Source organism: Sphingomonas sp. Leaf20 (genome assembly GCF_001421535.1).
Classification (GTDB): Bacteria; Pseudomonadota; Alphaproteobacteria; order Sphingomonadales; family Sphingomonadaceae; genus Sphingomonas.
The window spans coordinates 1,537,250-1,550,392 of the sequence record NZ_LMKN01000001.1; the positions used below are offsets into that span (position 1 = coordinate 1,537,250).

General features: G+C 67.2%; 14 protein-coding genes. 11 read left to right on the top strand and 3 right to left on the bottom strand.

Annotated elements, in window-relative coordinates; all coding sequences use genetic code 11:
* Positions 1-170 precede the first annotated feature (170 nt).
* Genes ASE72_RS07010 through ASE72_RS07025 form a run of 4 tightly spaced genes read left to right on the top strand, consistent with a single transcriptional unit; the run spans position 171 to position 2,480 of the window.
* A complete protein-coding gene (locus tag ASE72_RS07010; protein WP_056018250.1) occupies positions 171-1,067 on the top strand; it encodes a tetratricopeptide repeat protein in 897 nt (298 codons plus the stop codon).
* Positions 1,064-1,666, top strand: coding sequence for an LON peptidase substrate-binding domain-containing protein (locus tag ASE72_RS07015; protein WP_056018252.1), 603 nt, complete (start codon positions 1,064-1,066; stop codon positions 1,664-1,666). Before ASE72_RS07010 ends, ASE72_RS07015 begins: the two co-directional genes overlap by 4 nt.
* Positions 1,663-1,851, top strand: a complete 189-nt coding sequence (locus ASE72_RS07020) for a Trm112 family protein (protein WP_056018254.1) — start codon at positions 1,663-1,665, stop codon at positions 1,849-1,851. Before ASE72_RS07015 ends, ASE72_RS07020 begins: the two co-directional genes overlap by 4 nt.
* On the top strand, positions 1,851-2,480 hold the full coding sequence (locus tag ASE72_RS07025; RefSeq protein ID WP_056018256.1) for a DUF2238 domain-containing protein: 630 nt from the start codon (positions 1,851-1,853) through the stop codon (positions 2,478-2,480). The genes ASE72_RS07020 and ASE72_RS07025 overlap by 1 nt, the downstream gene beginning before the upstream one ends.
* Here the strand turns inward: ASE72_RS07025 and ASE72_RS07030 are convergent.
* Complete coding sequence (locus ASE72_RS07030; RefSeq protein ID WP_056018258.1) at positions 2,462-3,676, bottom strand: UbiH/UbiF/VisC/COQ6 family ubiquinone biosynthesis hydroxylase; 1,215 nt, start codon at positions 3,674-3,676, stop codon at positions 2,462-2,464. The genes ASE72_RS07025 and ASE72_RS07030 overlap by 19 nt on opposite strands.
* Positions 3,677-3,864: 188 nt before the next feature.
* Here ASE72_RS07030 and ASE72_RS07035 point away from each other — a divergent pair, with 188 nt between their 5' ends.
* From ASE72_RS07035 to ASE72_RS07060, 6 genes are all read left to right on the top strand, one after another.
* Positions 3,865-6,183 (top strand): DNA translocase FtsK, encoded by a 2,319-nt coding sequence (locus tag ASE72_RS07035; RefSeq protein ID WP_056018260.1) that lies wholly within the window; start codon positions 3,865-3,867, stop codon positions 6,181-6,183.
* A 142-nt stretch (positions 6,184-6,325) separates the two neighbouring features.
* Positions 6,326-7,711 carry a carbohydrate porin gene (locus ASE72_RS07040; protein ID WP_082445828.1) on the top strand — a complete coding sequence of 462 codons (1,386 nt, stop codon included), beginning with the start codon at positions 6,326-6,328 and terminating at the stop codon, positions 7,709-7,711.
* Positions 7,712-7,846: 135 nt separating this feature from the next.
* Positions 7,847-8,476, top strand: coding sequence for a LolA family protein (locus ASE72_RS07045; protein ID WP_056018264.1), 630 nt, complete (start codon positions 7,847-7,849; stop codon positions 8,474-8,476).
* Positions 8,477-8,803: 327 nt separating this feature from the next.
* Positions 8,804-9,586 carry an exodeoxyribonuclease III gene (locus tag ASE72_RS07050; protein WP_056019156.1) on the top strand — a complete coding sequence of 261 codons (783 nt, stop codon included), beginning with the start codon at positions 8,804-8,806 and terminating at the stop codon, positions 9,584-9,586.
* Between the two features lie 25 nt (positions 9,587-9,611).
* Entirely contained in the window at positions 9,612-10,691 is a 1,080-nt protein-coding gene (ribA, locus tag ASE72_RS07055) for a GTP cyclohydrolase II (protein ID WP_235532262.1), read from the top strand.
* The gene (locus ASE72_RS07060) at positions 10,688-11,200 is read left to right on the top strand and encodes a YdcF family protein (protein WP_056018266.1); all 513 of its coding nucleotides are present in this window, start codon (positions 10,688-10,690) and stop codon (positions 11,198-11,200) included. The genes ribA and ASE72_RS07060 overlap by 4 nt, the downstream gene beginning before the upstream one ends.
* Positions 11,201-11,222: 22 nt before the next feature.
* On the opposite strand, the gene ASE72_RS07065 is transcribed toward ASE72_RS07060, so the two are convergent.
* A complete protein-coding gene (locus ASE72_RS07065; RefSeq protein WP_235532263.1) occupies positions 11,223-11,897 on the bottom strand; it encodes an HAD family hydrolase in 675 nt (224 codons plus the stop codon).
* Positions 11,894-12,586: a YggS family pyridoxal phosphate-dependent enzyme gene (locus tag ASE72_RS07070; protein WP_056018267.1), complete on the bottom strand. Its 693-nt coding sequence runs from the start codon at positions 12,584-12,586 to the stop codon at positions 11,894-11,896. The genes ASE72_RS07065 and ASE72_RS07070 overlap by 4 nt, the downstream gene beginning before the upstream one ends.
* 82 nt (positions 12,587-12,668) lie before the next feature.
* Here ASE72_RS07070 and ASE72_RS07075 point away from each other — a divergent pair, with 82 nt between their 5' ends.
* Complete coding sequence (locus ASE72_RS07075; RefSeq protein ID WP_235532264.1) at positions 12,669-13,136, top strand: thiamine phosphate synthase; 468 nt, start codon at positions 12,669-12,671, stop codon at positions 13,134-13,136.
* The last annotated feature ends 7 nt before the right edge of the window (positions 13,137-13,143 follow it).

Here is a 13,143-nt window from a genome sequence, read left to right on the forward strand (position 1 = left end):
GAGCCAAGCGCGGCGGGTTCTATGGCTCTGGATCCTGGGTCGAGCCCAGGATGACGGGTAGTAGGCGCGGTTTGTCGTACTTACCGATCCATCCTAGAGGTGGCATTCATCGCGAGCGCCCCCAAATAGCGGGCAGAACCACACGGGAGTTGAACTTGGCCACGCTTGGAATGTCACCCGCCGAGAAGGACGCCGTCGAGTCGTTCCGTCGCGACGTCGTCGAACCGTCGATGACGAAGCTCGTGATCATCGATTTCTGGGCCGAATGGTGCGGGCCCTGCAAGGCGCTCGGCCCGACGCTCGAAAAGGTCGCGGCGGATTATGCCGACAAGGGCATCGTGCTGGCGAAGGTCGATACCGACAAGAACCAGTTCATCGCCGCGCAATTCCAGATCAAGTCGATCCCGACCGTCTACGCGATGTTCCAGGGCCAGCTGGTCGCGGACATGACCAGCGCGCGCACCGATTCGCAGCTCCGCGTCATCCTCGACCAGTTGCTCAAGCAATTGCCGATCGAATCCGAGGCCAACGAGGCCGTCGCCGAGATCGAGCCGCTGATCGCGATGGGTGAAGAGGCGCTGGCGGACGGCGATGGCGAACGTGCGATCAGCATCTTCCGCCAGATCGCCGAGATGGCGCCCGATCATCCGCAGGTCCATGCCGGCTTCGTCCGCGCGCTGGTCGCGACGGGGCAGCTCGACGAGGCGACCGACTGGCTTGCGAACCTCGATCCGGCGATCGCGAAGGATCCCGCGATCCACCGCGCAAAGGCAGCCCTCGCGCTCGCGCAATCGGCGCCTGCGGTCGACGACCTGTCGCCGCTGATCGCCGCGGTTCAGGCCAATCCGGACGATCTGGCCGCGCGGTTCGCGCTCGCCAACGGCCAGATGGCGGCGAACGACCGCGATGCCGCGGCGGACACTTTCCTCGGCATCATCGCCGCCGAACGCGACTGGAACGAGGGCGCGGCGCGCGCACAGCTGCTCAAGCTGTTCGAAGTGGTCGGTCTCGAAGACCCCTGGGTCTCTGGACAGCGGCGCCGCCTGTCTGCGATCCTGTTCGGATGACAACCCGGCTCTCCATCTTCCCGCTGCCCGGCGCATTGCTGTTTCCCGGGATGCAGCTCCCGCTGCACCTGTTCGAGCCGCGCTACCGGGCGATGATCAGCGATGCGATGGCGCGCGACCGCCGGATCGGCATGATCCAGCCGCGCGGCGACGATGGAGAGCTGTACCAGATCGGCTGTGTCGGCAAGATCGCCGAGGTCGAGGCGCTCGAGGATGGCCGCTACAACGTCATCCTCGAGGGCGTGGCGCTGTTCCGCATCGTCCGCGAGCTCGATGTCAGCACCGCCTTCCGACAGGTCGAGGCGGAATTGTTGCCGATTCTCGAGGACGACGCGCTGTCGCTCGGTCGACGCTCGTCGCTCGAACTCGAATCGCGCCGCTTCGCCGAGGTTCAGGGCTATGCGGTCGACTGGGACGCGGTCGCGCGGCTCGACGACGAGAGCCTGGTCAACGGCATCGCGCAGATCGCACCGTTCGATTCCGCGGCGAAACAGGCGCTGCTCGAGGCGCCCGACATCGAGACACGCGCCGAGCTGATCATCCAGCTGATGCAGTTCTTCGGGCGGCATGACGGCGACGAATCGGTCACGCTGCAATGAGCGCGCTCGATCCCTGGCTGCTCGAGCGGCTCGTCTGCCCGGCGACGCGCACGCCGCTGCGCTATGACGAGGCCGCGCAGGAACTGATCTCCGACGCGGCCGGCCTCGCCTATCCGATCCGCGACGGCATCCCCGTCATGCTCGTCGAAGAGGCACGGCGGATCGAAGGCCCCGTCGCCGGCTGATGCCAAAGGCCGACCGCCGCCTGGTAGCGCTCGGCATGGTCTGGGCGATTGGGCTGCTGGCGTCGGGCTGGTCGCCGTTCGACCGGGCGACGTGGTGGATGGAGGTGGCGCCGGTGCTGATCGCGTTCCCGCTGCTCGTCGCGACACGACGGCGGTTCGCGTTCACCGATCTCGCGCTCGTGCTGATCGGGCTGCACGGTCTCGTGCTGATGCTGGGCGGTGCCTACACCTATGCGCGCGTGCCGATCGGCTTTGTCGTCCAGGACTGGCTGCACCTCGCACGCAATCCCTATGACCGGTTCGGGCATCTGATGCAGGGGTTCGTCCCCGCAATCGTGTTGCGCGAGCTGCTGATCCGCGGCGGCGGCATCGCGCACCGGCTGCTCGCGCCCGCGGTGCTCGGCTTCTGCCTGGCGATCAGCGCGCTCTATGAACTGCTCGAGTTCGGCGCGGCGATGGCGCTCGGCCAGGGAGCAGACGCGTTTCTCGGCACGCAGGGCGATCCGTGGGATACGCAGTGGGACATGCTGATATGCCTGACCGGCGCGTCGCTCGCGCTGCTAACGCTGTCCCGCCCGCACGACCGGCAGATCGCGCGGGCGGAAGAGGATCAGATCGGCAGGCCCTGAAGCAGCTTGGGCAGGTCGCCGCTCTCGCCGCGCGCCTCGGCCATGAAGCGATCCTTCAGCGGCGCGATCGCGTCGACCGCGCTGATCCCGAACCGCCGCACCGCACTCGCCGTCTTGCCGGGAATGCCGAACAGCCGGGTCAGCGTATCGGTCGCTGCCGCGGTCATGAACGTGTCGAGCCCGCGCCAGCGCTGATAACGTGCGAGCAACGCCGCATCGCCGAGGTCGAGCCCGAGCCGCTTGCCCTCGACCAGCACCTCGGCCAGCGTCGCGACGTCGCGGAACCCCAGGTTGAGCCCCTGCCCCGCGATCGGGTGGATGCCGTGCGCGGCATCGCCGACCAGCGCGAGCCGCGTGTCGGTGATCCGCGCCGCATGCTGGAACCCCAGCGGATAGGACGATCGCGGCGTCAGGTTGGACAGTTCGCCAAGGAACCCGCCCATCCGCTTGGTCGCCTCCGCGAGGAACGCGCGCTCGCCGAGCTTCAGCATCCCCGCGGCGTTCTTGCTCTCGACCGTCCACACGATCGCGGACCGATGCCCCGCATCGTCGTCGGGCAGCGGGAGCAGCGCGAACGGGCCGCTCGCATAGAAGATCTCGTAGGCGATGTTCTCGTGCGAACGCTCGTGGTGGAAGGCGGCGATGATCGCGGTGTGGTCATAGGACCAGTGCGCCATCGTGATTCCCGCCGCCTCGCGTGTCGGCGACTTGCGCCCTTCCGCCGCGACCAGCAGCGGTGCGCGGATCACGTCGCCCGAATCGAGCGTCATCGTGACCCCCGCCGCACCGCGATCGACCGAGACCGCCCGCGTCTGCATCCGCAGGTCGACATGCTCGGCAGCGGTCGCCGCGTCGAACAGCGTGCGGCGGATCAGCTTGTTCTCGTACATCGTGCCGAGCGCCCCGTCGCTCGCGTCGGGGATGAAGTCGAGCTTGCCGGGTTCGAGCCCGTCGCTCACGCGGATCTGGCGAATCGCACAACCGCGTCCCGCCAGCGTCGCGCCGACGCCGATCGCATCGAGCATCCGGTGGCTCGCGCTCGCGACCGCGGAGGCGCGACCGTCGAAACCGGGCGCCAGCGTGACCGCCGGGTCGGCCGGGTCGATCACGATCGACGACACCCCGTGCACGTCGAGCGCCACCGCGAGCGCCGCGCCGACCAGCCCGCCACCGAGAATGAGTACATCTGTGTCCATGACCCCGCTCTATCCCGCCAGCCGGTCGCTGCCAACGCCGATCGGGTGGGGCGATAACCCCGATTGTCTTCGTCAGTGCCCCATGCCGTACCGATGGACGAAACCGGCGGTCCGTCGCGCTCGCCTTGACGTCGGACCCGGGCGGCGCGATGAAAAGTCGGGTATCGGACATTGAAGGATTACGGGTCATGGCCAGCCGCGCGCAGCCAGCCTTGTGGCGTGAGACGGTAAAGGCAGGGGCGGTGCGCAGCGGCGCGCTGATCGCGGCGATCGTGATCTTCGCGTCGACCGTGCTGATGACGGTTGCGCTCGCAAGCTATCATCCCGGCGATCCGGCGCTGAATACCGCGTCGGGGGGCTATCCCGCTAATCTGATCGGGCCGCCGGGGGCGTGGTTCGCCGACATCGCGCTGTCGCTGTTCGGCCCCGTGGTCGCGCTGTTGCTGCCGGTCGGGCCGATCGTCGCGATGCGGCTATGGCGCGACCAGCCCGCCGGACGCTGGGTGCGGATGCTGCGCGGTGCGACCATCGGCGTCGCGCTGATGGCGTCCGCGCTCGCCTTCGTATCGGACGGTGCCGTGCTGGCGCTGCCCGCCGGCTGGGGCGGAGTCGTCGGGCTTGCCGCCGCGAGCAGCGTCCATTGGGCGCTCGCGTTCATCGGCGACGCCGGCATCGAACTCTGGTCTGCTCGCGCCGTCGGACTGATCGCCGCGGTCGGCGGCGCCCTGATCTGGGGCCGGAGCGTCGAGCTGGATCTGGGCGACCGCAAGTGGCGCTTCCGGCGGACGCGGACCGAGAACGGCGTGTTCGGCGACGCGGATGCGTATGACGACGATGAGCAGGACGAGGAGGAGCCGCTGACGCTGACACGCAAGGCGGTTGCGCCGCGCGCGGTCGCCGAACCCGACACGCGTCCCGCCCCCGTGATCGCCGATCGCCAGAACGCACCCTCGCAGGCAAAGCCCAAGGAGCGCCAGTCCTCGCTCGACCTGCGCGACAATTTCACGCTGCCGTCCGTCGACCTGCTCGTCCCCTCGCCGCCCAGCCAGGGCAACGTCGTCGACAAGGCCGGGCTCGAGCGCAACGCGCGTCTGCTCGAAAACGTGCTCGACGATTTCAAGGTGACGGGATCGATCATCGAGGTCCGGCCCGGTCCGGTCGTGACGATGTACGAACTCGAGCCCGCGCCCGGCGTGAAGGCCAGTCGCGTGATCGCGCTGGCCGACGACATCGCGCGCAACATGTCGGCGATCTCCGCCCGCGTCGCGGTGATCCCGGGGCGCAACGTGATCGGCATCGAGCTGCCCAACGCACGGCGCGAGGCGGTGTCCTTGCACGAACTCGTCGGCAGCCAGACGTTCGAGGACCAGTCGGCACAGCTGCCGATCATCCTCGGCAAGAACATCGCGGGCGATTCGGTGATCGCCGATCTCGCGCCGATGCCGCATCTGCTGGTCGCGGGTACGACGGGCTCGGGCAAGTCGGTCGGCCTGAACAGCATGATCCTGTCGCTGCTGTACAAGCTGACGCCGACCCAGTGCCGGATGATCATGATCGATCCGAAGATGCTCGAACTGAGCATGTACGACGACATCCCGCATCTGCTGTCGCCGGTCGTCACCGATCCCGCCAAGGCGGTGCGCGCGCTCAAATGGGCGGTCGAGACGATGGAGGATCGCTATCGCCAGATGTCGTCGGTCGGCGTGCGCAGCCTGGCGAGCTTCAACGACAAGGTCCGCGCCGCCAAGACCAAGGGGCAGCCGCTGGGTCGCAAGGTCCAGACCGGCTATCATCCCGACACCGGTGCGCCGATGTACGAGGAGGAGAAGCTCGAATACGACGTGCTGCCGCAGATCGTGGTAATCGTCGACGAGCTCGCCGATCTGATGATGACCGCGGGCAAGGAGGTCGAGTTCCTCATCCAGCGGCTCGCGCAGAAGGCACGCGCGGCGGGTATCCACCTGATCATGGCGACGCAGCGCCCGTCGGTCGACGTCATCACGGGCGTCATCAAGGCCAATCTGCCGACGCGCATCAGCTTCCACGTCACGTCGAAGATCGATTCGCGCACCATCCTCGGCGAACAGGGCGCCGAACAGCTGCTCGGTCGTGGCGACATGCTGTACATGCCCGGCGGCAAGGGCATCGTCCGCGTCCACGGGCCGTTCGTCAGCGATGACGAGGTCCGCGCGGTCGCGGATCACTGGCGCGCGCAGGGGCTGCCCGACTATATCTCGTCGGTCACCGAGGAGCCCGAGGACGGCTTCGCGCTCGAAGGCGCACCGACCGGCGAGGATTCGGCGGAGGATCAGCAATATCGGTCCGCAATCCAGCTCGTGTGCGAATCGCAGAAGGCCTCCACCTCGTGGCTGCAGCGCCAGCTGCGGATCGGGTATAATTCGGCCGCGCGGCTGATCGAGCGGATGGAAAAGGACGGCATCGTCGGGCGGCCCGATCATGTCGGGCGGCGCGAAGTGCTGCGCGATACCGAGGGGCATGCGATCTAGCGACCCAGCACCGCCCCCCCCGGCCGGGGGAGGATTTGCCGGACCCGCGACCGGCTCGCCGCGTCCGGGCGTGACGGAGGCTTTCGGACGGTCGCAGCCTGATCTACGGGGCTGTGACAAGTGACTGAAACAGGCGGGCTTAATGCAGTATCGGTGGTTGGGTGCGGCGGCGCTGGCGCTCGCGATATCCGGGCAGGGTTCGGCGCAGGACACCGCCAAACAGACCCCCGGCAGCAGCACCACCGACACGCAGCATCGTCCTCGCGCGGGCGTTCGTCGCGACAGCGATCTCTCCCCGTCGGCACTGACCGCCGATACGCAGCGTACCCCGCCGCCCGGGCTGTTCGCCGACTGGTTCGATATCCGCAAAAGGCTGGCGGATCGCGGGATCGGGCTCAGCGCGCGCTATGCCTCCGAGAGCGGCTATAATTTTTCGGGCGGGGACCGGAAGCTGCTGCGCGAGACCGGACAGTTCGACGTCGGCATGCTGCTCGATCTCGACAAGGTAGCTGGGCTCCAGGGCGGTGCGTTCCAGGCGACCATCACCTATCGTCGGGGCCGCGATCTCGGCGCCGACGCCAATCTCGGCGTGCTGCAACAGGTGCAGGAGGTGTATGGCCGCGGCCAGACGTTGCGCCTGACGCAGTTCTGGTACGAGCAGAAATTGGGCGAAAAGCTCGAACTGAAGATCGGACGGACCAATCCCGGCGAGGATTTCGCGGTCTTCTCCTGCTATTTCCAGAATCTGAGTTTCTGCGGCGCACAGCCGGGTAATCTGGTCGGCGATTACTGGTATAACTGGCCCGTCGGACAATGGGGCGCGCGGCTGCGCTACGACGTCAACGACCGGCTGACGCTGAAGACCGCCGCCTATGAGGTGAACCCGCGCAATCTCGAAAAGGATTTCGTGATCGGCCGGTTCCACGGCGCGACAGGCGTGCTCGTGCCGATCGAGGTCGAATGGCGGCGCGGCGATGACGATGGCCGCGTCGGCGCGTACAAGGTCGGCGGCTGGATCAACACATCGAACGGCGACGATGTGTTCTACGACCGCAATCGACAGCCGATCGTGATCACCGGGCTCGAACCGCTTCGGCGCAGCGCGCGCTACGGTGTGTTTTTCAACCTCCAGCAACAGCTCACGGGCACCTCGAAGGACGGCAAGTCCGTTACCGGGCTCAGCGTGTTCCTCAACGCGACGCAGGCCGATCGGCAGACCTCGGTGACCGACAACCAGGTCGCGGCGGGCCTGTTCTACAAGGGGCTCGTGCCGTGGCGGCCCGGCGATATCCTCGGCGTCGGCGTCGCGCGGACCAATGTGAACGGGCGCGTCGCGAAGGGCCAGGCACTCGATCCGACCCGGCCGGCGGTGCAGGATGCGGAATATGCCTCGGAAATCTATTACAGCGTGCATCCGACCAGGTGGCTGGAGTTGCGGCCGAACGTGCAGCTCATCCACAATCCGGGCGGCGTGCACGATGCCCGCGATGTCGGCGTGCTCGGGTTGAAGGGTGCGATCACGCTGTAGGGGAGTCGGTCTTTCCTGTCCCGTCATCCTGACGGGGACTGTGCTGTCGGACGCGCATTCAATACCGAAGCCACGCCGAATTCAGTGGCGGTTCAAGCGCGGGCCGGCAATCGTCCCCGCCCCAAGGAGATTTCGATGTTCAACACCCGCCCCGCAGCGATCGCGACGATCGCCGCCCTTTCGGTCGCAGCGATGCCGGCCCCGCTCGCCGCACAGGCGACCGGCGATCTCGCCGCCGTCCAGCGTCATCTTCAGTCGGTCAACACGATGACCGCCGACTTTTCCCAGGCGGATCGCAACGGCAAGGTCCTGACCGGCGTGCTGACGCTCAAGAAGCCCGGCAAGCTCCGCTTCCAGTATGAAAAGGGAGTGCCGATCCTGATCGTCGCGGAGGGCGGCGCGCTGACCTTCATCGACTATTCGGTCAAGCAGGTGCAGCGCTGGCCGATCAAGAATTCGCCGCTCGGCGTGCTGCTCGATCCGTCGCGCGACATCACGCGCTATGCCAAGCTGGTCGAGGGCTATGATCGCCGCGTCGTATCGGTCGAGGCGAACGATCCGAAGCACCCCGAATATGGCCGCATCACGCTGGTGTTCGCGCGCGATCCCGCCGCGCCGGGCGGCCTGATGCTGCAGGGCTGGGTTGCGCTCGACAGCCAGAACAACCGCACGACGATTCGTCTGTCGAACCAGAAGTTCGGCGGCACCGTCAGCGACAGCGTCTTCCGCTGGAACGATCCCCGTCGAACGGCTTCGCCGCGCTGATACAGATCACACTTCGCTCGCGGACGGGCCTAGTCCGGGCGGGCGAATGCGTAAGCTGAACAAAAGCTACACTTTCATTCATCGGCCCGACAGGTTGAGGCCGCTAGAGGGTGGCTCGCGGATGTGGGTCGTTCGGGATTTTTCCCCCTGTTGCCCGGACGGTGTGTCCACATCCCGCCTGCGTGACGAACGCTGAGTCGGCCCTCGCTCCATGCCCCCGGAGCGGGGGTCTTTTCGTTCGAGGCACGATTGTTTCCGGCGGCGTATATCTTGCGCCGCGCCCCCCGCTGGCTTGTCCGCCCTTTGGTCCAACGCTACATCGCCTGCGTGAAGATCGTCTCTTGGAACATCAACTCGGTCCGTTTCCGGATCGGTATCGTCGAGCAACTCCTCCGCGAGGCCGCGCCCGACATCCTGTGCCTGCAGGAAACGAAGGTCATCAACGGCGACTTCCCGCTCGATGCGTTCCGTGCGCTCGGGTACGAGCACATCGTCCTGCACGGGCAGCGGATGCATCACGGCGTTGCGATCATCAGCCGCGTACCGATCACGGCCGACGACCGTCTCGACTGGCAGGCCAATAGCGAAGCGCGCCATGTCGGCGTCCGGCTCGAAAACGGCGTCCGTCTCGAAAACGTCTATATTCCTGCTGGCGGGGACGTTCCGGATCGCGAGGCGAACCCCAAATTCGGGCAGAAACTCGATTTTGTCGAGCGGATGACACAGTGGTCGACGACGCTTTCGGGGCCGACGATCCTGGTCGGTGACTTCAATATCGCACCGCTCGAGTCGGACGTCTGGAGCCACAAGCAATTGCTCGACGTCGTCAGTCACACGCCGGTCGAGGTCGAGGCGCTCGCGCGCTTGCAGGCGGCCGGGAACTGGGTCGATCTCGGTCGTCAGTTCCATCCCGCACCGGCACGGCTGTTCACTTGGTGGAGCTACCGCGCGAAGGACTGGGCCGCCTCGGATCGCGGCAGGCGGCTCGATCATATGTGGGCCACGGGCGATGCCGCCGTTGCGGCGACCGCACATCAGGTGTTCGAACCTTGCCGAAGCTGGCTGAAGCCGTCGGATCACGTTCCGATCATGACCGAGTTCGCGTTTTGAGCGCGCCTGCCAGCCTGCGCAAACCGTGACGATCGCGCCGCGCGATTCCGATCCAGCCGGCGCCAATCCTCGCGCGGCCGCCCGCGCGGTGGATGCGCTGCGTCGCGGCTGGCCGATCGCGATCGACGGGCTGACGCTTCTTGCGGTCGAAAGCGCCGATGCGGACCGGCTGGCGGCGTTCGATCCGTCGGAGACCGGCGGCGTGCTGATCTCGTCGGGTCGCGCGGTCACGCTCAAGCTCGCCAACCAGCTCGATGCCGCGGACCCGACCACACCCGTGCTGGTCGATCGTGCGCCATGGATCGACTTTGCCGCCGCGACCGCGCTCGCGGATCCGCAGTTCGATCTTGCGACACCGCTGAAGGGCCCGTTCCGCACCCTGCCGGTCCCGCACCCCGATGCCGCCACCGCGGCCTTGCGGCTTGCCCGGATCGCCGGTCTGCTGCCCGCGTTCTTCCTGGGCACGGGTACCCCGGAAGCGATCGCGACGACTCGCGACATCGACGCGCATGAGGACGCGACCCGGCTCGTCATCGCGACGCGCGCGCGACTGCCGGTGGAGGGGGCGGAAGATGCGGAGATCGTCGCGTTCCGATCGCCCGAAAGCGCCGACGAGCATATCGCGCTGCTGATCGGTCAGCCCAATGGCCAGCCGCCGCTTGTCCGCCTCCACAGCGAATGCCTGACGGGCGACGTGCTCGGCAGCCTCAAATGCGACTGCGGCCCACAGCTTCACGCGGCGATCGACGCGATCCGGCAAAGCGGCTGGGGCATATTGCTCTATCTGCGCCAGGAGGGGCGTGGCATCGGACTGGTCAACAAGCTGCGCGCCTATGCGCTGCAGGACCAGGGGTTCGATACCGTCGATGCCAATACGCGGCTCGGTTTCGCGATCGATGCGCGCGATTACGGTGTCGCCGCGCGGATGCTGACGCTGTTGTCGCAGGACCGGGTCCGGCTGCTCACGAACAACCCCGCCAAGGTCCTCGGGCTCGAGGCGAGCGGCGTGCGGGTGACAGAACGCGTCCCGCACGCGCTTCCCGCCAATCCGCACAACAGCCGGTATCTCGCGACCAAGCGCGACCGTACCGGGCATCAGCTTTGAGCGACATTCCGCCTTCGCGGCGGCTGATCGTCGTCTTCGGCGCCGCGGTCCGGCCCGACGGGAACCCGAGCCCCACGCTCGCGCGCCGGATCGCGTTCGCCGCCGCCGCCGCCGCGCGCTATACCGAAGCCGAACTCTTCTGCTCGGGCGCAAAAGGCGATCATGGTCCGTCCGAAGCCTCGGTGATGGCCGGGCTGTTGTCCGAGACCGTCGATCCGTCGCGCATCCACCTCGACGAGAAGAGCGTTGATACGCTGCAGAGCGTGATCGCCGCGACGCGGTTCGCCCGCGCGGGCCGGTACGCGCAGTGCATGATCTGTACCGACGGCTATCATCAACCGCGCATCCGCATGTTGTTTGCGATGCTCGGCATGCCCGCAACCGCGATCCACGTGCCGCACGGCGGCAGTCGTCGCTACCAGATCAAGATGCGTACGCGCGAGGCCGCCGCGATACCCTATGATCTCGTCGCCGGCGTCGGTGCGATCCTGCGCAGGCGACGGCACTGATCGCGCCGCAGACGCCTCCGATCTAGGCCATCAACCGGGCGACCGCGTCGAAATCTTCCGCCAGCGCGTCGACGCCGATCGCCTTCAGCCGATCACCATGCCCTGCCCCGCAATGCGTGCCTGCGGACAAGCCGATGACATAGCCACCCGAGGCTACCGCTCCGGTCGCGCCGACGGGCGAGTCCTCGAGGATCGCGGTGCGCGTGATGTCGACGCCCAGTCTCTGCGCACCGAACAGATAGAGATCGGGTGCGGGCTTGCCGTGCTCGACATGCTCGCGACCGCTGTAGAGATGGTCGCCGAACGCATCGCGCAGGCCGATATGATCGAGATGCCGCGCGATCCAGCGCGTGGGGCTCGACGAGACGATCGCCTTTGGCAGGTCCTTTGGCAGCGACCGGACGAACGCGACCGCGCCCGCAATTGCATCGATCCCCGCCGCCATGACACGATCGTCCTCGGCCTTGCGCGCGGCGTAGAAATCGTCGGGAAGCGGCCGGTCGATCCAGCGTTCGATCGCATCGACGAACTGCGGTCCGGCCAGCCCCATGAAATTGGCCATCGAATCGGCTGCCGTCGTCGGATGCCCGGCCGCGGTCAGCCATTCGGCGGTGTGGCGATTGCCGATCGCCTCGCTGTCGATCAGAACCCCGTCGAAATCGAACAGCAGCGCGTCGAAGCGGACCGACGCCATCATGCCCGGGTCCCGCGCGCGCCGAACAGCGCGCTGCCGATCCGGACATGAGTCGCGCCGATCGTGACCGCGGTCTCGAAATCGTCGGACATGCCCATGCTGAGCCCGGTCAGGCCATGATCACGCGCCAGCTTGGCGAGCAGCGCGAAATACGGCGCCGGCTCGACATCGGCGGGCGGCAGGCACATCAACCCCGCGACCGGGAGCCCCGCCGTGCGCGCCGCCTCCAGCAGAGCGGGCAATTCGGCGATCGCGCAGCCCCCCTTTTGCGGCTCGTCGCCGATATTGACCTGAAGGAAACAGTCGGGCCGACGTCCGCTCTCGTCCATCGCCTTGCCGAGCGCCTTGACCAGCGACGGCCGATCGACGGCGTGGATCGAGTCGAACAGCGCGACCGCGTCGGTGGCCTTGTTCGACTGCAACTGCCCGATCAGATGCAACGCGACGTCTGGATAGCGCTCGCGCAGCGCCGGCCATTTCTCGGCAGCCTCCTGCACGCGGTTCTCGCCAAACACACGCTGGCCCTGTTCCAGCAAAGGCGCGATCACCTCGACCGGATGCGTCTTCGATACCGCGATCAGCGTCACCTCCGCGGGTTTTCGCCCGGCGATCGCCGCCGCCCTCGCAATCCGGTCGCGGATCGCGGCAAGCGGTGTCACGGCGTGGGGGGCAAGGTCTGCGGTCGAATTCATCTCTGTCATGATGCGCGCTATAGGCAGCGAAATGCGGCGCCGAAACCCTGTCCCACGTGAGTGGCTGATTACCGACGAGCGAATGGGCGACGCGCTATGGCGTGCGCTGCGGCGCCTGCCGCCGGGATCGGGTGTCGTGTTTCGCCATTACGCAACCCCGCCGGCGGAACGTCGTACCTTGGGACTGGCGATTCGAAGGATCGCGCATGCGCGGGGGCTGGTGCTGGTCTCGGCTGGCGCGATGCCGGGTATTGATGCTCGGCACGGTGGACGTCGGCCAAACCCATCTGCTCTGCTCACCAGGGCCGTGCATGACCGGCGAGAGGCGCAAGCCGCCGCGATCGCGAAAGCCGATGCGGTGTTCGTGTCGCCGGTCTATCCGACGCGCTCGCATCCCGGCGCCGCGGCGATCGGGCCGGCCAAGGCCCGTCGTATCGGCCGTGCCGCCGGCGCGCCGATCATCGCGCTCGGTGGCGTGACGCGGACACGGTGGCGAAAATTACGGTTGATCGGCTTTTACGGCTGGGCCGCGATCGATGGCTGGCGTTGATCGCGGG